Origin of the sequence: Legionella maceachernii (genome assembly GCF_900167045.1) — a bacterium.
GTDB classification, from domain to species: domain Bacteria; phylum Pseudomonadota; class Gammaproteobacteria; order Legionellales; family Legionellaceae; genus Tatlockia; species Tatlockia maceachernii.
The window spans coordinates 100,222-120,321 of sequence record NZ_FUXJ01000010.1 but is presented as its reverse complement, the minus strand read 5'-3'; the positions used below and the strand labels follow the sequence as shown (position 1 = coordinate 120,321).

Genomic DNA, 20,100 nt, shown 5'->3' with positions numbered 1-20,100 from the left:
AAACCTTATCCAGAACTTCCCTTAATTCAGAAAATATCCTTGGTGTATCGTCCCTGTTTTTTGGGGATGGATATAAATTATCTCAACTCGTTATGTCACTGTATTCTTACGTGCAGAGAATGAGGGCGAAGGCAGATTTAGCTTCAATCCCACAAAGAAAACATTAAATCTCATCCGTCATGAGTTGTTGCATGACTTCTTCTTGGGGAGCTAAATCTTTACCACGTTCGGCAGCAATTGCGGCATTGATGGCATTGATGTCTTTCATGTTCAAAGGCTTTTCATTTTGATCAGTATAAACCACTTTTGGATTATCTAATGGAGCAGAAGTTCCGTAGGGTTTATCGAATAGAACCGGTGAAACAGTCGGACCGGATGGGTATTTGTTTCCTGTACCTGTCGTTGTACATCCAATCAAAGCAAGTGACAGTGCAGCAATGCTTAATTTTTGCATTTGCAACCTCCTTGTAAAGAAAAGATCTGAGTCTGAACGGGTTAATTTATTATCAGTATAGGAAATAATGGCATAATTTGTTCAAAGTAAGCGAAAATTAATTTTACGGAAATGAAGACGTAGACGCTTGCTTCACTTTTCTTCACGTCATTAAGTTTGCACCCCACAAAGTAGATTGAACTTTGGCCCAACCTACTTTAGCTTAAGACTGAGGGCATAAGAAGAATGAAATTAATTTTTAGAAATTAAGCGCAAAAACTCAGACCGACTGGAAGCATTGTCTCGCATTTCACCAAGCATAACAGAGGTTGTCATCACGGAATCTTGCTTTTCAACCCCCCGCATCATCATACAAAGATGCTTTGCTTCGATGACAACTGCTACACCACGGGCATTGGTGATGGACGAAATGCAATCAGCAATTTCAAGAGTTAGTCTCTCCTGAATTTGCAAACGGCGTGCAAAATAGTCAACAATTCGTGCTATTTTTGATAAACCTAATACCTTGCCATTAGGAATATAACCCACATGGCATTTGCCCAAAAAAGGAAGCAGATGATGTTCGCACATGGAATACATTTCAATTTCTTTCACGATCACCATTTCACTCATGTCAGAGTCAAATAAAGCGTCATTTATTATTTCATCAAGGTTTTCATGATAGCCTTTTGTAAGATAGCGTAACGCATTTGCTGCGCGTTCAGGAGTGCTGCGTAGGCCCTCTCGTTCAATATCTTCACCAATGGATTCTAGAATTTGTTTATATAGTTCTTGCATGTCTCTTGTCCTAACCAGGGGGCCATGTCATTTGACGTCCACCTAATACATGTAAATGAATGTGGTAAACTTCCTGCCCGCCACCGGAGTTAACGTTAAAAACCAGACGATACCCATCCTCATTTATCTTCTCAGCTTTGGCCATTTTTTTGCCAGTGAGGATCATGCGTCCTAAAAGTTGCTCATCCTTACTGTCCGTATCGTTAATTGTAGCAATATGTTGCTTAGGGAATACCAACAAATGAGTTGGGGCTTGCGGTCTAATATCGCGAATAACGATGATTTCGGGATCCTCAAATACCACAGTTGCTGGAATTTCCTTTGAAACAATTTTGCAAAATAAACAGCTCATGATCGTCCTGATGGTTTTTAGCTAAACTGGCGATTATACCCTGACAAAAGAGTTGACAACAGACTTTATTTACAATTCACAGCGGGCAACGTAAAAAATAAATTGGATTTTGCGTTTTATTCGCATTTTGCGCATAATAGCAAATTTTATTAATCTGAGAGAATAACAATGGGCTTAATGGAGATTAAAAGCGGTCGGAATGTTCCTAATGAAATTAATGTCATCATTGAAATCCCTATGCACGGGGAGCCAGTAAAATATGAGGTTGATAAAGAAACTGGCGCATTGTTTGTCGATCGTTTCATGTCAACAGCGATGTTTTATCCTGCAAACTATGGCTATGTTCCTCATACATTATCGGAAGATGGAGATCCGGTTGATGTGTTAGTGATTACCCCAGTACCTGTGATCAGTGGAGGAGTTATTCCCTGCCGCCCCGTGGGCATGCTCAAGATGACAGATGAAGCGGGTGTGGATGCCAAATTATTGGCTGTTCCCACGAGTAAATTAAGTAAAATGTATGACGCAATTAAAACTTACCAGGATGTACCGCGTCATTTGTTGTTAACCATCGAACATTTCTTTCAGCATTATAAAGATTTGGAAGAAGGAAAGTGGGTAAAATTAAACGGGTGGGAAGGGCCAGAAGCGGCTCACGAGGAAATCCTGTCAAGCATTGAGCGATATAATCAAAAACATCAGGGTTAGACCTACTGCTCACTACATCCCGCGACAAGTCGCGGGATCCAGGGGCCAATCTTCACCGGCTCGCGGATAAGCCTTAGTACATCCGAAAGAGGTAATGAGCAATAGCCAAACGAGCTAACTTACTTATCGCTTCCTCTTTTTAATCGAAGAAGCGCGATCTTCTTGTAATATCCGTTCAAGCTCACCTGCTGATTGTTGGGAAAAACTAATCAGTTCATGTTCTTTTTCAAAGAATTCGAAAGACTTAACTAAGGCCAATTCATCATGCTGTTTGAAGGTGTATGCTTTCCTGCGCATGGTTTCGGGATTGTGCCCTAAAAATTTCATCACTTCTTGCGCCATTGCTAACGATGAATCAAACGTTTCGCGCTTAAAATAATCGACTCCTGCTTTATGTAATTCATAGGCATGCCGCCTATTGCGAGCTCGGGAATAGACAGTCAAATGAGGAAATTCTTGTTTGGCAAGTTTGGCTATCTCTAAATTGGTATCAGCATCATCTACAGCAACAATAAGAAGTTTGGCTTTATCCGCACCGGCATTTTTGAGTAAATCCAAACGTGACGCATCACCAAAATAGCCTTTAAAGCCAAACTTGCGTAATAATTCGATTTGCTCAGGGTCATTTTCCAAAATGGTTAGTTTAATCCCTTGGGCAGTAAGGAAGCGCCCAATAATCTGACCAAAACGGCCATAACCAGCAAGAATCACTGAATTTTGTTCATCGATGGCATCGTATCGCGGAGGCAAACTGCTCATAAAACGGGGAATGACGAAACGAGTATAAATTAACATGAGGAGCGGAGTAGCGACCATCGACAAGGCAACTGCAAGAATGAAAAAATTAGCCATCGTTTCAGTGATGACTCTGGACGTATGGGCAAATTGGAATAAAACAAAAGCGAACTCACTGCCCTGAGATAAAGAAAGGGCAATCCCAATGGTTTGTAGGCGAGTCAGTCCAAAGAAGCGGCCCAGCACTAAAAGGACAATGGCTTTGACGATAATAAAGAGAGAAACAATAGCTAATAAATAACGCGGGTTTTGGGCAAAAATTGTAAAATCCATTCGCATGCCCACAGAGATAAAAAACAATCCAAGTAACAAACCCTTAAACGGTTCTATATCCACTTCCAACGTTCGCTTATATTCCGAATTGGCAAGAACTACTCCAGCAATAAACGCACCCAGCCCCGGAGAAATGCCTATGGCTTGCATAAGGAGTGTGATGCCGACGATTAATGCCAAGGACGTCGCCGTAAACACTTCACGCAAATTAGTTTGCGCAATCAGGTAGAAAAAATAATGCGATAGATAGTGGCCTACTACAATCACTGTGCCAATGACTCCTGCAATAATACCAGCCTGTACCCAGCCTGGCAGCGCATCGAGCAACCCGCTGTCATGCATCGGAGTCACGCCATTCGCCACTAATAAGGGCATAATGATAAGGATTGGAATCACGGCAATGTCTTGAAATAACAGCACTGCAAAAGAGGTTTCGCCTGTGGTGGTGCGCATCAAATCCTTTTCTTGCAGCATTTGCAAAACCAGGGCAGTTGAAGATAACGATAAGGCCATGCCGACTGCCAAGCCCACTCGCCAATCATATCCTAGGAGAATGCCGAAACAGGTAAGAATTGCGCTGGTGAGAATGACTTGTAGACTACCTAAGCCAATAATCGCTTTACGCAATCGCCATAATGTTTCGGGCTCAAGTTCCAACCCGATAAGAAATAACATCATGATGACACCAAACTCAGCGAAACTCATGATTTGCTCGGCGTTGCCAATCCATTTAAAACCAAAAGGTCCAATAAGAATACCAACCACAAGGTAGCCTAAAACGGAGCCTAGTTTAAAGCGACTCGCAATGGGTACGATGATGCAAGCTGCCGCGAGAAAAATAAAAATAGGAAAAAGAAAATCATTCATTGGGTATGGGTTGCCAAACTTCCCCCTAGTTATTGACCGCATTTAATTGGGTGGTATGGCTTAAATTTAGGGAAAAATTGTTGTCATTAAAACAAACTATCTTCAAATGGAACAAGAGTCAATTAGTCTTAATAAAGAGTTCACGAAGTGTGGGATGAGTCAATAAAAATCAATTAAAAGGGAAATAAAAATGAATGTATATTTGATTAAAATAATTGCAAAAAATACAAATAATAAATAATTGGCCTTTTTTGTTACTTTTGAGGTAAAATAGGTCCTCCAAATCTGGTTGTTTTTAATTTAGATTTCAAGGAAACAAAATGGCCCATTTATCGAAAAAAGATTTATCTGACCTTATTCAAAAAGCAGTCAATGGTTATATGTTAGGACAAAAAGTGGAAGCGAATATCCCTTTTTTAGATGCGTATAAAAAAGCCCATGAACATCAAATGAAAGAACAGTACAATCCTTTTATTGCTTATGGAATCTATGACGAAGCAAAAAGACAAGCGGATGCAGCAGAAGAGGGGAAAGCTCTAGTTTTTATCAATACAATTAGCGAAGAGCTTCGGAAGCAATTTATTGTAGAAGACAGGGTTTTTACCGCGGTAGATGAGATTAACCAACGGTTAAGCCAGCTTAATTCAATATGGAAGTGGTTCAACCCATTGAATTGGTTCAAACCCAGTGCCAAAACCGCTATTGCTGATTTAGAAAGTTTAAAGAAAATCTTACTAAATCAAACAGAGGGTACGATTCGCGAGGCAATAGAGCTCTGGGAACATGACAAAGCTCTGGATTCGGCTACAGCGAATCTTGTGGCTCATTTAAAAAGAGAGTACGGTGAAGAGCCACTCGAGTCCAGAAGTGAACTTTCTCGCGAAGTTAAACAAAAACTCTATCAGCCGTTCCTGGATTATGTGCATTCAAGAACCAGCTGGTTGCAACAATTAATCACTTTTATATTTCGCAATCATGAGCTTTCTGAGCAAAAGCTTGCCTTTGCGCAAACAGTTGCAGAAGATGTCCAAGACTGTAGAGGCAGTTATGGGCAATTAATCGACCAGCTTAAGACTGATCAAGAGGCTCATGCAAAAATGAGCGAACATCATGAGAAAAAACATTATAACCTCAGAGAAAACAGGGGTTATATAGAGCTCCCGCCTCCAAGTACTTCGTCCGAGATGGGACATGAGCCCGATGCTCATTATTACTTTGGCCGTTTTCAAGCCCGCACACTTGATATTAAAGAAGGCGAAGACTCTAATCGCAGCGAGTTGGCAGATGCATTCCACAAGGCCATAGAAATGAGAATGTAATTACACCACCTTGCAAACACTATGAGGAAATTTCCTTTATCATCGCTTATCCTTTTCTTATACCTGCGGCTTATCCATGCGGAACAATAGAATAAGAAAAGAGATAAGTGATTCCATTTTGTTTAAGATAATGGCCTCATTGTGTTCTCTTTCTAAACTTGTGATTTACAAACCAATCGGACTCGAGTAGAGTAAAGCAGGTTTGACTATTTTTTACACGATTATTAAGGTTATCTTAAGTTTATCCCGTTACAATGAAGTTTCGGTAAGTTGAGCCTTGGCTCAACATTTTAATGATCATGTTTGGGCTAAGGCTCAACCTACTCCCTGTACTTAGAGGGACACAGGCAGTACTTGTAACAGCAGAGAAGGAATGCAATGAATTCTAACAAGCACGCATTGACCATTTTTAGCCTAACGATGATTACTGTCGGTTCGGTGGATAGTATTCGCAATTTGCCTGCCACCGCCTTGTTTGGTAGTCAGTTAATTTCCTTCTTCATTTTAGGGGCTTTGTTTTTCTTAATTCCCACCGCATTGGTTTCTGCAGAACTGGCTTCAGGTTGGCCAAAACAAGGTGGCATCTACATTTGGGTTAAAGAAGCCTTTGGTAAACAAACTGGATTTTTAGCCATATGGTTGCAGTGGATTGAAAACGTCATTTGGTACCCAACGATTTTATCTTTTGTCGCGGGAACGGTGGGATATCTTATTAATCCGTCTTTGGCATCTAACCCTTGGTTTCTCTGGGCAGTCATTGTCAGTGCTTTTTGGGGAGCTACCTTGGTCAATTTAAGGGGTATGCGCTCTTCAGCCTTGTTCAGTAATGTTTGCGCCTTGTCAGGTTTATTGTTGCCCATGGCTTTAATCATTGGCTTAGGGACTGCGTGGGTGCTCGGTGGTAATCCTTTACAGGTGCAATTTGACTCGCAAAGTATTAGTCCGCATTGGCAAGATAAATCACTCTGGGTTTCTCTTACCGCAATCATGATGTCTTTTTGTGGAATTGAAATTGCTACCGTACATGCCAATGATGTGGATAACCCGCAGCACGCTTTTCCCCGCGCGCTGGTCTATTCGGTGTTCATTATATTAAGCACGCTTGTTTTAGGTTCTCTTGCGATTGCAGTGGTATTGCCACAACAAGAAATTAATTTAGTTGCCGGGATTATGCAGGCCTTTGATGCTTTTTTCTCCAAATACCATTTAGTCTGGTTCATGCCAATCGTAGCTGTCATGTTGGTCATGGGAGGGCTCGGAGGCGTAAGTAATTGGATTATTGCCCCCACCAAAGGATTATTAGTGGCTGCTGAAGATGGCAATCTACCCGAATTATTTCAACGGGCTAATCGACATGGTGCACCTGTGGTGATGCTCATTTCGCAGGCCGTTATTGTGACTATTTTGTCGGCTCTTTTTCTGTTCATGCCTACAGTCAACGGTTCTTATTGGTTATTAACGGCTTTGGCTGCTCAGTTGTACATGTTAATGTATCTACTGATGTTTGCTGCTGCTATCAAATTACGTTTGAGCGCTCCTGAACAACCAAGGGCATTTCGTATTCCCGGAGGGTTATTGGGGATGCTGCTGGTTGGCGGTGTGGGGGTTATAGGTGCGTTAACCACGTTAGTTGTAAGCTTTATGCCTCCTGATGGTATTAATGTGGGTAGTATCGGCCGTTATGAAACAACGCTGATAGTGGGGCTTATTTTAATGTGCTTACCTCCTTTTATATGCTCTTGGCATCAAGCTCGAGTCCTGGCTTTGCAGCAGCAACAACAATTAGAAACTGAGCCTGCTTAAATCACAAGTGATGGATAATCAGACTTTATTGCAAGAATTGGCTTCCCGATTACCCGAGCTGGAATGGAAAATAAGCGCTCTCGGTACTGCTCTTTCTATGACCTCCCTGCCCAAAGGATTATTCCGGCCACGCCTAGAAATGACCGCTGCAACGTGTATTAACGAAATTAAAGAAGATATCCAAGCTTTAGCCGAGAAAAGAACCCCATTGAGTGCGTATTATCTGGCCCAGCGAATCCAACAAAAAATTACTGTCCTCGTCACACTGTGTCAATTACAAGCAAATAAACCAAAAGTGGAAGAAAGACCAAATTTCGGTATTAACAGCATAAGCACTCGTCAGCAATGGCTACAGTCTTTGGAGCAAGAGATTCATCGCCTAACAGCGCAGCGAGAAGCCATGGCTAGAACGCTGCAACAGCTGCAAAATAAAGGAAATATCGAAGCCGTCTTGCAACTCAAGGTTGAACTAGGCGAAGTGGAAAAACGCTTAACGTTGGCGCAAGAAACATTTGCCCGTGGGTAGGCTTTTTAATTTTCATGGTCGTATTGCAAATTGCTGCTCAGCAGTTTGGCAAAAGCTTTTGCACTCATGGGTTGTCCATATAAGAAGCCTTGACCCTCGTCGCAATCGCATTGCTTCAGGAAACGTAACTGTTCAACCGTTTCAATTCCCTCCGCAAGAACCTTAAGTTTTAAGCCATGCCCCATTGCAATAATGGCTTCAACCAGGGAAGTATCGCTCGTATCCTGGAGGCAGTTTTGCACAAAAGATTGATCAATTTTAAGTTTAGAAATTGGGAATGCACGTAAGTAATTTAAGCTTGAGTAGCCTGTACCAAAATCATCAATCGCTAAATGAATTCCCATGGCGGTTATCTGCTTAAGAGTGTGCAAATTTTGCTTTTTAGCATCCATGATGGTGCTTTCTGTTAATTCGACTTCCACGTATTGCGGATCAAGTTGTGATTCATCTAAGGCAAGTTCAATTTGGTCAACAAAGTTCTCTCGCGTCAATTGGACTCCTGATACATTAATTGCCACATAAACTGGCTTAAGTCCCATGTTTTGCCAAATCTTATTTTGTAAGCAAGCATTGCGAAAAACCCATTCGCCTAAAGGCACAATAATTCTCGATTCCTCAGCGATGGGAATGAATTGCAGAGGATGTATGACCCCTTTTCTAGGATGTTTCCAACGAATCAACGCCTCGACACCAATAATTTGTCCATTTTTTAAGTCAATTGTTGGTTGGTAAAGAAGGAAAAATTCATTATTGGCTAAGGCATTACGCAGCTCAATTTGCACCGCTAAGCTTTTTTCAGTGTGTCTTTTCATGGACTGATCATACAATTTGAAATTATTGCGACCTTGATTTTTAGCAAGATACATTGCAATGTCTGCATTTTTAAGCAAAGTAGCGGCGTCAGTACCATCTTTGGGATAAAGGCTTACACCAATGCTAGCAGTCACTACGATTTCCTGATGAGAAAGTTGCATTGGTGTTGTCACAGTAGCCAGCATTTTTTGGGTTAACTTAATGACATCGCTGTATTTATTCGTGATAAATAAAACGATGAATTCATCGCCACCAAAGCGAGCTACAGTATCGCTTTCACGGGTATTTTTGGTTAACCGTTTGGCGATCTCTTTTAGCAAAATATCCCCTATATTGTGGCCAAGATTATCATTGATTAATTTAAAATTATCGATATCAAGGAATAGCAAAAATAATTTGGTTTGGTATCGTTTAGCGTAAGCAATACCCTGATTGATACGATCGTAGAGTAAGGTTCTATTGGGTAATCCTGTCAAGAGGTCATGGTTGGCTTGAAAAGACAGTTGTTGTTCCATTTGTTTTCTTAACGTAATGTCCCGAAAACTCCAGGTTCTACCCACAATTAAATTGCGCATCCAATGGGGTTTGGCATACCATTCAAACACTCGACTTTCGTCAATAACAATTTCGTCAAAACTCTCATGTGACGGATGACTGGTATTTTCTTCTAATATCTTTAGGAATTCATTAGGATTGCTAATTTGTTTTAAGGCTTCATTAATAAATAATTGTAAATTGGGATTTGTAGTAAATAGATGAGGTATTTGCCACATGTCCAAAAATTTTTGATTGTAATATTCCACATGGCCTTTGAGATCAACGACTAAAATACCGTCTGCTGTGGATTCCAGGGTTGACTTGGTAATCGCGAGAGCTCTTTCTAATTCATTCGCACGTTTAGTAACGCGCTCCTCGAGCAATTGATTAAGCGTGTCCAAATTAATGTTTTTATAGCGCAGGGCTAGTGTATTAATTAAAAATTTATTCACATAGTAACAACAGGCAAAAATAGTGGGTACATAGATAAGTCCACACAACCCTAAAAGAATATATACCTCTCCTTGCATAAATAACCAAATAATAAAAGGGAGGATGGCTGGAAAAAGAAAAAGGGCATAAATGAGTGTAATTGGAGAAAAAAAAGGAATCGAACCCGCCGTTATTGCAAAGAGAATAATCAGCACAAAAGTTTGATGCAGAAGGTTGTTGACAGGAATCAGCACGGAACCGCTAATTCCCCATCCTATGCCCGCAAAAAATGCAAAAAATGCAAGAAGTAAGAACCAAGTGTACTTTGTCACTAAATTTTGATTCTGACGATAATAGTAAGTGGTTATATACCAAGCGGTATAGATAACAAACATATAAAATAACCAGGACAGAACAAGACGATGAGAAGTCACATTCCATAATGAAATGGCGAGAAAAATTGCTGCCAAAAAATGAATGATTATGCCAAAAGAGTTTTGCGTATAGAACAAACGAATTTGGTCCGCAAGAATCTTAGTAGTTAAAAGAGAGTTTCCATTTTTATGTTGAAAAAAGAAGGCTACTTTCTTTGGAGAATTTAGGTCCATTAATTCATTTGCCTCCAGATTAAAAATAGCGTTCTTTTACATACTACTAATTAGTATAGTCAAACCCTAAGTGCATAGTGAGAAATGTCAATCGCATCCTTGCTATAACAGAAGACGCCTTCTCCTCAATTAGACGAACAGACTCGAGAGCTATTTTATGGTCATCAAGGCTGCCAAAACATCAGGTTACACCAATGCAGGTACGGTTGAATTTATAGTGGATGAGGCTAGGCAGATTTATTTTTTAAATAAGAATAAAAAAAAGGACCTATAACAACTCATAGTTATCAATTAACCGAATGTCGCCGATTCGCACTGCAGCGAAGCGTCTTCCTTCATATTCTTCGACATACTCAACCGTGATATTGTGACTTTTCAGTTCTTCGATAAGGTGTTCGCAGGATTTTTTTTGATGAAAAATCTTAGCAAATTGTTCTGCTTCAACGCGTTGTGCAGTAGAAAGCCGATTGTTTCGAGAGCTGTAAGCAAGGCCACTTGCTTCACGGATAGTAGGGCAGGCTTTGATTTCAGTGTTCATAAAAAAAGCGGCTACCATGTCACGAATGAGGAGGTATTGTTGGTAATCTTTCTCGCCAAAATAAGCGCGATGTGGCCTAGCAAGATTAAGTAATTTCATGACGACAGTCAGAACGCCATTAAAATGGCCGGGCCTTTGCTTTCCTTCCATTCGTTGGCAAAGTTGGGTCTCTTGTAACTGATAGCGATAGCTGTCTGCGTACATGGCTTGTTCACTCGGTAAGATACAAAAATCCACGCCTGCCTGCTCAAGCAATTCTAGGTCGGCAGCTAGAGTCCGAGGGTAGTTGGTAAAGTCCTCTGGCTGATTAAATTGAGTTGGATTGATGAAGATACTGGCAATAGTATAATCATTTTCTTGCTTGGAAAAAGTCACTAATGAACGATGTCCCGCATGTAAATTACCCATGGTGGGAACAAAACCAATAGACATATGGGGTGATAAATCTTCGCGAACGCTTATCCATTCGTGAAGATCATGAAAAACTTGCATAAAAACTCCTGGTTGATCTCGAAAATTGAGCCAATTCATTGAAAAAGCTGCGTTCCAGGTGCAGGGGTACTCTAATTCACGGCAGAGAGGCTGTGCCTGCACCGGGCTCCTCACTTAAAAGGCTTGCTCTTCCGTTGGGAATTCTGCTTTATGCACCTCTTGTGCATAAGCATTGATCGCCGTCAGCACCATTTCTTTTGCTTGCGAATACTGCTTTACAAATTTTAGTTTGAACTCGGTTTGTAATCCTAAGAGATCATGCCAAACCAAAACTTGGCCATCCGTGTGGACTCCTGCACCAATACCAATGGTGGGAATAGCTAAAGAATCGGTGATTGTTTTTGCCAATTGCTGTGGTACGCATTCAATGACTAATGCAAAACACCCTGCAGCCTCCAAATTTCTGGCTTGTTGCAGCAAAAGCGCTGCTTGATCTTGCTCTCTCCCCTGCACTTTGTAGCCGCCCAATTGATGGATGGATTGAGGGGTTAAACCAATGTGTCCAATGATAGGAATACCCGCAGCAACAAGGTAAGCAATGGTTTGGCAAGTATCTGGATCACCGCCTTCGATTTTTACTGCCTGCGCTCCGGCTTGTAGAAGGCGTTTTACATTAGCAATCGTTTCAGCCAGTGATGCGCGGTGACCTAGGAAAGGGAGGTCAGAAATTAAAAAATGAGTGGTCAATCCGCGTGCGACTGCTTGCGTATGAAGCTCCATCATATCGATAGTGGCCATAATGGTTGTTGGATGACCGTGCACTGCCATAGCGACTGAATCGCCCACTAGAACGCAATCGATATTTGATTCAGCGATAATGCGAGCCGAAGGATAATCATAACAAGTCAACATACTGATTTTACTTTGCAGTTGCTTTTTTCTTTTAAAATCATGAAGTTTCATGCTGTCCTCCTCAAACTAGAAAATGACAGATGAAAGAGTGGAAGGTGTAAAAAAATAGGTACCTGTCTCATGGGATCAAGTCCTCCAAAAAGTAATTATTTAAAAGGTCACCGCTTATAAATAAGTCGATGCGCTACAATAACCAAATAAGCCGGCCATTGTTGATTGTGATCATAAAGGACGCGCATGAAAATGCAAGATGAGTTATGATTTCTGTTTTTTGAAAATGAGGCATTTTATGATCCTTATTGATAAATTACACACGCCAGGAGAGCATTCTTTCTTGTTTACGGGTTTAATTGGCCAGTTAGAAGCAGTATTAACCATGCCACCCAATGCAACGACCTACTGTATTGCCCTGCTTGGACATCCTCATTCATTACAGGGTGGCACGATGAATAATAAAGTGGTCACGACCATGGCGCGTGCTTGTAAAGAGTTAGCGATTCCCAGTTTGCGATTTAATTTTCGCGGGGTTGGTCAATCAGAGGGTGTATATGATGCAGGGGAAGGAGAAAGTGAAGACATGTTGGCCCTAATGCGTCTTTGCCAGGAAGAAATACCTACAGCACAATTTATCTTTGCTGGTTTTTCATTTGGCTCCTATGTGGCGTATCGCGCTGCAGCTCGTGCTGAGTCTAAATTATTAATTACCATTGCACCTCCGGTACACCACTACGACTATCGTGAATTGGCTACCCCTCACCCCTGGTTGATTTTGCAGGGAGATGAGGATGAAGTGGTGCCTTTATCCCTCGTGCTTGAGTTCGCAACCGCATTTTCTCCTCCCTTAGCTGTGCATCGTTTTGCAGAAACAAGCCATTTTTTTCATGGCAAGTTGATTGAACTTAAGGAGCAACTTGTTAAATCCATTTCAGCACAGGTTGCCCTACCATGATCTTAATAGAGCACTATGAAGCGGCCATCGCTCGTGGGGATATTGCTGATGATCCTGCACAGCGGCAGATCTTATTTTCCATGCAGCGGCTCGTAGATGAGTTAGCCAAACCTAAACCCTGGTTTCCTTGGCGAAAAGAAAAGATAAAAGGCATTTATTTACACGGCCCTGTCGGTGTAGGAAAAACCTATCTAATGGATTTATTTTACCAGTACGCCTGTGAACAACAGAAAGCCCGTTTTCATTTTCATCATTTCATGCAACAAATTGATGCGCAATTACGATTGCGGCAAGGGCAAAAAGATCCTTTGCGCCATATTGCAGCAGATATTGCCAAAAGTATTCGTTTGCTTTGTTTTGATGAGTTTCTTGTTCATGATGTGGCTTATGCGATGATTTTGGCCGAATTTTTACAGGCTTTATTGACGAACGGGGTTATTTTGGTGGTGACTGCGAATACCCGCCCTGAAGATTTATACCTTAACGGAGTTCAGCGTAAGCGGTTTTTACCCGCTATCAAGTTAATCCAAACGCGATGTGAAGTAATTAGTCTAAGTCATCCACGGGATTATCGTCTTGGTAGAGAGCCATTAATTGAAACCTATCTGTGCCCGTTAAACGACAATACTGATGCTGTTTTAGTAGCACAATTTGACCGATTAGCGCGCATGGTGCAAGAGAATGGCGTGTTGCAAATTCAAAATCGGGATATCCCTTTTATCAAATGTGGCCAACAAGAAATATGGTTCGACTTTAAAGTGATTTGCAATTTGCCGCGCAGTAACCTCGATTATTTAGAAATTGCCGAACGTTTTGATACGGTGTTTGTGAGCGGTATTCCCCAGCTGGGTGAAAAAGATACGGTGTTTGCTCTTTTATTAATTCATCTTGTTGATGTCCTTTACGATCGGGGAATACGATTAATTATTTCAGCAGCTGTCCCTTTAGAAAATTTATATGCTGAAGGTGAAGTAAAAGAGGAGTTTAAACGCACTTTAAGCCGATTACAGGAAATGCAAGCAGCCGATTATTTGCAGCGTCATCCTTGGCGACATGAGCACGATTTATCCGAGGTCCTCGCTTAGAGCCAAGATTATTGTAAATTTACCAAATAATGATAAGCTTAACTGTTCCTATGTTTCTATTACTTCACTGCATGGATTGCTATGTGGCTTGTTTGGGTTGCATTATCTAGACCGTACACGTTCATCGTGATGGCCTTAATGCTGTTAATTATTGGGCCATTAGCGATATTACGAACTCCAACTGATATTTTTCCTAATATTAATATCCCAGTTGTCAGTGTCTTGTGGACTTTTACTGGAATGCCCCCCCAAGATATGGCTGATCGATTAACAAGTGTTTTCGAACGGGCAGTGACAACAACCGTCAACGATATTGAGCATATTGAGTCCTCATCACTGCTGGGGGTTAGCGTAACAAAACTGTTTTTTCATCCTGGTGTAAAGATTGCTAACGCGCTTAGTGAGGTCACTGCAATTGGTCAGACGTTGCTAAAACAGATGCCCCCAGGCACCACGCCACCACAAATTTTAAGCTATAACGCTTCCTCTGTCCCTGTTTTGCAATTGGTGTTATCCAGTGACACCTTACCTGAGCAAGATTTAAATGATCTAGGAAATAATTTTATTCGTACTCAACTTGCCACGGTGCAGGGGGCTGCATTGCCTTTCCCCTATGGAGGTAAACTAAGGCAGGTGCAAGTGGATTTAAATCTTAAAAAAATGCAAACCTATGGCGTTTCTGCGCAAGAGGTTAATAATGCGATTAATACGCAAAACCTGATTCTGCCCGCAGGGACCGAAAAAATAGGATTGTACGAATATTACGTGACTTTGAACGCTAGCCCAAAATCAGTGGACGAGATGAATAATTTTCCGGTTAAAGCTATCCCGGGTGGCGTGCTCTATGTCCGTGATGTGGCACATGTCCGAGACGGTTTTCCGCCGCAAACGAATGTCGTGACGGTAAATGGGCAGCGTGCAGTCATGATGTCAGTGATTAAAACGGGTGAGGCATCCACTTTGGATATTGTGAATCGCGTCAAAGCACTCATTCCTTTGTTGCGTGACATGATGCCCCCTGCCTTAAAATTATCCGTACTCGGGGATCAATCTATTTTCGTCACTGCGGCTATTAAAGGTGTAATTAGAGAGGGTGTGATTGCAGCTTGCTTGACTGGTCTAATGATTCTCATCTTCCTTGGCAGTTGGCGCAGTACTTTTATTATTACCTTGTCTATTCCGTTATCCATTCTTGCTTCGCTTGCAGTCTTATCTGCGCTGGGTGAGACGATTAATATCATGACTCTTGGCGGATTGGCCCTTGCAGTCGGTATTTTGGTTGACGATGCTACAGTTGCGATTGAAAATATCAATTGGAATTTAGAGCAAGGCAAAGATGTGGATACCGCAATAATGGATGGAGCGAAACAAATCGCAATCCCTGCCTTGGTTTCCACTATCTCCATTTGTATTGTTTTTGTGCCGATGTTTTACCTCGGGGGCGTAGCCCAGTATTTATTCGCCCCCCTGGCAGAAGCAGTGATTTTCGCAATGCTTGCTTCATATGTTTTGTCACGCACTCTCGTTGCCACTTTAGCAAAATATTTGTTAAAACGTCATGAACCTGAAGCAACCCAAGGTAAAAATCGTAATCTCTTCGTACGTTTTCATGCGTCCTTTGAAGAACGGTTTGATCGCTTCCGTGAGGATTATCACAATCTGTTGAAAAAAGCTTTAGGCAACAGCAAGTTATTTGTATTGGCTTTTCTCGCGTTCATTTTAATATCCATTGCCCTTTTGGCACCCTGGCTTGGGTCTAATTTTTTTCCTGATGTGGATGCAGGGCAAATTAAGTTACACATGCAATCACCTACAGGTACACGTGTAGAAGAAGCTGCGCGTTTAACCGGAGAAATTGATGCATTAGTTCGTGAAGTCATTCCCCAAAATGAGTTAAGCAGTATTGTGGCAAACATAGGCTTGCCAACCAGTGGCATTAACTTGTCTTATAGTAATTCAGCCACCAATGCGGCAGGGGACGCTGATATTTTAATTTCGCTTAACGACAATCATAAACCCGTGGCCGATTATATTCGCGAACTGAGACCACGTTTACAGGAAAAATTTCCAGGCGTGGTTTTCTCTTTTTTGCCGGCTGATATCGTGAATCAAATTCTAAATTTTGGTTTACCTTCGGTCATCGACATTCAAGTCATCGGATGGAAGGAAAAAGAAAACCGCAAGCATGCAAGGATGTTATTGGATAAAGTGAAACATATTCCAGGTATTGTTGACGCCCATTTCCGTCAAGCATTCAATTATCCTAATATTTTAGTGGAGGCTAACCGAAGTCGAGCGCGTGAGTTGGGTTTTGATCAGTTTGATATTGCCAACAACTTGCTAATTACTCTCTCCGGCAGTTTCCAAACGACGCCTAATTTTTGGGTCAATCCCAAAAATCATGTTTCTTATCCGATTGCTACGCAGGCCCCCCAATATTATTTGGATTCTCTTCAAGCATTGAAAAATATCCCCATCACAAATCCGGTGACACGAGCGCCGTCCCAGATTTTAGGCGCTCTTAGCAAAAACGAACGCTTGGCGGCACCGGTTGTTGTCTCTCATTATAACGTGCAGCCTGTGATTGATATTTTTGCTTCTGTGCAAGGTACTGATTTGGGATCAGTGGCTAAAGCCATTAATAAAATTATTGATGAGACAAAGAAAGATGTTCCTCTTGGATCTTCTGTGGTTGTTCGAGGGCAAATCGACACGAAAGAACAAGCATTTACTGGATTATACATTGGGCTTATTTTTTCCATTGTTTTAGTTTATTTGCTAATAGTGATTAATTTTCAATCCTGGCTTGATCCGTTTATTATCATTACTGCCTTGCCTGCTGCACTTGCTGGTATCGTATGGATGTTATTTCTCACTCACACCACGCTAAGTGTGCCCGCCTTAACAGGAGCAATCATGTGCATGGGTGTGGCAACATCAAATAGTATTCTAGTCATTAGTTTTGCTAGGCAACACATGAGAGAGGGTAATGATCCTCTTAGCTCTGCACTTGAAGCAGGCAGAACACGCTTACGACCTGTGTTAATGACCGCTTTGGCAATGATTATCGGTATGTTGCCTATGGCGCTAGGCATGGGCGAAGGGGGCGAGCAAAATGCGCCTTTAGGACGAGCTGTGATAGGCGGTTTGTCGTTTGCCACCTTAGCGACTTTGTTTTTTGTTCCGACTATTTTTTACATTATTCATAATTACCTGCATAAAAAAGAGCGGAGGGAAAAGCATGACTGATGAAAATCACTTGCCAAAGAAATCGGGACTCTTGCGCAATATTCTCATCATCATTGGTTTAGCTTTATTATTGGCTTTATTTATTATTTTTTTTCGCATACAAGCGAATGCAAAATTACGGGTGGATACCAATCGCCAAGCGACATTGGTGGTGGCAACCCTGGTTACAAAACCTGGTCCTGCTTCTGAAAAAATCATTTTGCCAGCCACAGTCCAAGCTTGGCATGATGCAACCATCTATGCACGTACAAACGGCTACATAAAAAAATGGTACGTTGATATCGGTAGTCGGGTTAAAGAAGGGGATTTGCTTGCTGAGATAGAGGCGCCTGAAGTCAATGCCCAATTGCATCAGGCAGAAGCGGATTTAAATACGGCAATCGCGAATGAAAATATAGCAGCCATCACTGCGAAACGCTGGGTTAACTTACTGAAAACGGCCTCTGTATCCAAACAAGAAACCGATGAAAAAGTAAGTAGCCAACAAGCGACCGCTGCGTTGAAAATCGCTGCCCAAGCTAATCGAGATCGCTTACGAGATTTAGTCAGTTACGAACGAGTTATCGCGCCTTTTGATGGAGTAATCAGCCAACGTAACATCGATATTGGTTCATTGATTAATGCAGGAAGTGGAACAAACGTATTTCCCTTATTCCACATTGTTCAATCCCATCGTTTGCGTGCTTATGTGCAAATTCCACAAACTTATGTTGCGAATATCAAACCTGATATGGAGGTGTCTTTGCATTTCTCTGAGCACCCTGGAAAAAGCTTCCCTGCAAAGCTTTATAAAACAGCGGATGCAATAAATCCTGCCTCGCTTACGCTGCTCGCGCAGTTTTGGGCAGACAATCCCGACGGGGAACTATTGCCAGGCGGTTATACCGAAATGCATTTTAAGATGCCACTGTCGCAACAATTGATTCGTATTCCTGTCAATGCACTGCTTTTTCGATCGGACAATTTGCAAGTTGCTGTGGTTGATGGCAATAATACCGTAAAACTGCGCTCAATCACCGTCAGCCGGGATTTTGGTAATGAGGTGGAGGTAAACACGGGGCTTAAAGCCGGAGAGCGTATTGTGTTAAATCCACCGGATTCCCTTCTTGATGGCCAGAAAGTAAGGTTAGCGCCTGAGAATAATGAGGGACTCAAAGAACCAACGGCAAAATGAATAAAAAAAGCATTATAAAATGGATTCTCATCAGTTGTGTCGTCAATTTACTGGGTTGTTCGTTCGCCCCTAAGTATCAGCGCCCCCCTATGCCAATGCCTGTGCAATATAAGGAAACCAAAGACTGGAAACCGGGAATAGGATTGGCAGCGCTCAATAAAGTAGAGCATTGGTGGCAAGTTTTTGATGATCCGGTCTTAAATGAGCTGGAAAATAAAGTAACTTTTGCCAATCAAGATTTAAAGGTTGCTTTTGCCCGATTCCAAGAGGCTCGCGCAGCAGTTCAAGTGGCCCGCTCTGCCTTTGTGCCTAGTTTAACTGGATTTGCGAATGCCAACACCCAACAAACCTCCAAGCATGTCGCTAACCCTAATAAACATAGGCGCTACAGTGACCTATTAGTAGGGGGGGATTTAAGTTATGAACTGGATGTTTGGGGCCGGGTGCGCAACACCGTCGCTGCTAGTGAGCATACCGCAGAAGCAAGTGCTTCTGATCTTGCTGCAGTCACACTGAGTATGCATGCTGAATTGGCGATGGATTATTTTAAATTGAGGGGTGATGAGGCAGCACAGCGTGTTCTCGATGACACCGTAGTAGCTTATGAAAAAGCATTGTATTTAACACGAAAACGCTATTCGGGAGGAGCCGCTCCCATTGCCGATGTTGACGAAGCGCAAGCTCAACTTGAAAATGCTAAGACTTTAGCGAGCGACATGCGTTTAACTCGGGCCCAGCTCGAGCATGCGATTGCTGTTTTAGTGGGAGAAGTCCCTGCTAATTTCACCATGCCTCCAGCAGTCACGAAGATGAAGTTAGTTTCAGTGGATCCAGAGTTGCCGTCAACGCTTTTAGAGCGCAGACCCGATATCGCTGCAGCGGAACAGCGAGTGCAAGCAGCGAATGCTGAAATTGGTGTGGCTTGTGCAGCTTTCTTTCCTAGAATCATGTTGAATGCTGTGGGTGGTTTTGAAAGTCGTTCACTGGGTAATTTATTGAGTAAACCCAGTATATTTTGGTCTCTTGGCCCTCCAAACGCGCTATTCTCACAACCCCTTGCGGAAGTTTTGCTCTATGATGGCGGCTATTTACAAGGATTATTGAAATCGGCAAAAGCAAGTTACCATGAAACAGTGGCTCAATATCGGCAAACGGTACTTACCGCGTTTCAAGAAGTGGAAGATGGATTGGCAGCCATTCGTTGGCTTGATCAGGAGGAGCAAAGTCAAATCGCTGCTACGGCTGCTGCAAGTCGCTCCTTAACACAGGCAAAAGATCGCTATGTGGGAGGGATTACCAATTACCTTGATGTCATTGTGTATGAAAACATCGCGTTACAAGCGGAACTTGCTCTGGTGGATATCCGCACCCGTCGCCAGCTTGCGAGTGTACAGCTGATCAAGGCGTTGGGCGGTGGTTGGGATTGTCCTACAAAATGTGCAGTAAGTTGCCCGGTAAGAAAAGGTTGTGCTGCTTAATTTGCTTTTATTGCGGAAA

General features: G+C 42.1%; 16 protein-coding genes. 9 read left to right on the top strand and 7 right to left on the bottom strand.

The features are described from left to right. Positions 1–163 precede the first annotated feature (163 nt). From B5D33_RS10060 to B5D33_RS10050, 3 genes are all read right to left on the bottom strand, one after another. Complete coding sequence (locus tag B5D33_RS10060) at positions 164–454, bottom strand: hypothetical protein (RefSeq protein WP_058451918.1); 291 nt, start codon at positions 452–454, stop codon at positions 164–166. A gap of 231 nt (positions 455–685) precedes the next feature. Continuing rightward, complete coding sequence (folE, locus tag B5D33_RS10055) at positions 686–1,231, bottom strand: GTP cyclohydrolase I FolE (RefSeq protein WP_058451917.1); 546 nt, start codon at positions 1,229–1,231, stop codon at positions 686–688. Positions 1,232–1,241: 10 nt separating this feature from the next. Beyond that, complete coding sequence (locus tag B5D33_RS10050) at positions 1,242–1,583, bottom strand: histidine triad nucleotide-binding protein (protein ID WP_058451916.1); 342 nt, start codon at positions 1,581–1,583, stop codon at positions 1,242–1,244. A 168-nt stretch (positions 1,584–1,751) separates the two neighbouring features. On the opposite strand from B5D33_RS10050, the gene ppa reads away from it, so the two are divergent. Then, positions 1,752–2,291 (top strand): inorganic diphosphatase, encoded by a 540-nt coding sequence (gene ppa / locus B5D33_RS10045; protein WP_058451915.1) that lies wholly within the window; start codon positions 1,752–1,754, stop codon positions 2,289–2,291. A gap of 123 nt (positions 2,292–2,414) precedes the next feature. Here the strand turns inward: ppa and B5D33_RS10040 are convergent, their stop codons facing one another. Next, on the bottom strand, positions 2,415–4,226 hold the full coding sequence (locus tag B5D33_RS10040) for a monovalent cation:proton antiporter-2 (CPA2) family protein (protein WP_058451914.1): 1,812 nt from the start codon (positions 4,224–4,226) through the stop codon (positions 2,415–2,417). A gap of 320 nt (positions 4,227–4,546) precedes the next feature. Between B5D33_RS10040 and B5D33_RS10035 the strand changes: the two genes are divergently transcribed. The 3 genes from B5D33_RS10035 to B5D33_RS10025 all read left to right on the top strand — a co-directional run bounded on the left by B5D33_RS10035 (position 4,547) and on the right by B5D33_RS10025 (position 7,874). Continuing rightward, positions 4,547–5,545, top strand: a complete 999-nt coding sequence (locus tag B5D33_RS10035) for a hypothetical protein (RefSeq protein ID WP_058451913.1) — start codon at positions 4,547–4,549, stop codon at positions 5,543–5,545. Between the two features lie 378 nt (positions 5,546–5,923). After that, positions 5,924–7,348, top strand: coding sequence for an APC family permease (locus B5D33_RS10030; protein WP_058451912.1), 1,425 nt, complete (start codon positions 5,924–5,926; stop codon positions 7,346–7,348). Positions 7,349–7,358: 10 nt separating this feature from the next. Further along, positions 7,359–7,874, top strand: coding sequence for a hypothetical protein (locus B5D33_RS10025; RefSeq protein ID WP_058451911.1), 516 nt, complete (start codon positions 7,359–7,361; stop codon positions 7,872–7,874). Between the two features lie 5 nt (positions 7,875–7,879). On the opposite strand, the gene B5D33_RS10020 is transcribed toward B5D33_RS10025, so the two are convergent. The 3 genes from B5D33_RS10020 to panB all read right to left on the bottom strand — a co-directional run bounded on the left by B5D33_RS10020 (position 7,880) and on the right by panB (position 12,197). Continuing rightward, positions 7,880–10,264, bottom strand: coding sequence for a putative bifunctional diguanylate cyclase/phosphodiesterase (locus B5D33_RS10020; protein ID WP_065239988.1), 2,385 nt, complete (start codon positions 10,262–10,264; stop codon positions 7,880–7,882). Between the two features lie 268 nt (positions 10,265–10,532). Next, a complete protein-coding gene (panC, locus tag B5D33_RS10015; RefSeq protein ID WP_058451962.1) occupies positions 10,533–11,294 on the bottom strand; it encodes a pantoate--beta-alanine ligase in 762 nt (253 codons plus the stop codon). Positions 11,295–11,408: 114 nt separating this feature from the next. Continuing rightward, positions 11,409–12,197: a 3-methyl-2-oxobutanoate hydroxymethyltransferase gene (panB, locus tag B5D33_RS10010; protein WP_058451910.1), complete on the bottom strand. Its 789-nt coding sequence runs from the start codon at positions 12,195–12,197 to the stop codon at positions 11,409–11,411. A 238-nt stretch (positions 12,198–12,435) separates the two neighbouring features. Here panB and B5D33_RS10005 point away from each other — a divergent pair, with 238 nt between their 5' ends. From B5D33_RS10005 to B5D33_RS09985, 5 genes are all read left to right on the top strand, one after another. Next, positions 12,436–13,095, top strand: coding sequence for an alpha/beta hydrolase (locus B5D33_RS10005; RefSeq protein WP_058451909.1), 660 nt, complete (start codon positions 12,436–12,438; stop codon positions 13,093–13,095). After that, positions 13,092–14,180, top strand: a complete 1,089-nt coding sequence (gene zapE / locus B5D33_RS10000) for a cell division protein ZapE (protein ID WP_058451908.1) — start codon at positions 13,092–13,094, stop codon at positions 14,178–14,180. Before B5D33_RS10005 ends, zapE begins: the two co-directional genes overlap by 4 nt. An 81-nt stretch (positions 14,181–14,261) precedes the next feature. Beyond that, positions 14,262–17,429 (top strand): efflux RND transporter permease subunit, encoded by a 3,168-nt coding sequence (locus B5D33_RS09995; protein WP_058451907.1) that lies wholly within the window; start codon positions 14,262–14,264, stop codon positions 17,427–17,429. After that, complete coding sequence (locus B5D33_RS09990; RefSeq protein WP_058451906.1) at positions 17,422–18,603, top strand: efflux RND transporter periplasmic adaptor subunit; 1,182 nt, start codon at positions 17,422–17,424, stop codon at positions 18,601–18,603. Before B5D33_RS09995 ends, B5D33_RS09990 begins: the two co-directional genes overlap by 8 nt. Beyond that, complete coding sequence (locus B5D33_RS09985; protein WP_058451905.1) at positions 18,600–20,081, top strand: efflux transporter outer membrane subunit; 1,482 nt, start codon at positions 18,600–18,602, stop codon at positions 20,079–20,081. Before B5D33_RS09990 ends, B5D33_RS09985 begins: the two co-directional genes overlap by 4 nt. Positions 20,082–20,100: the final 19 nt, after the last annotated feature.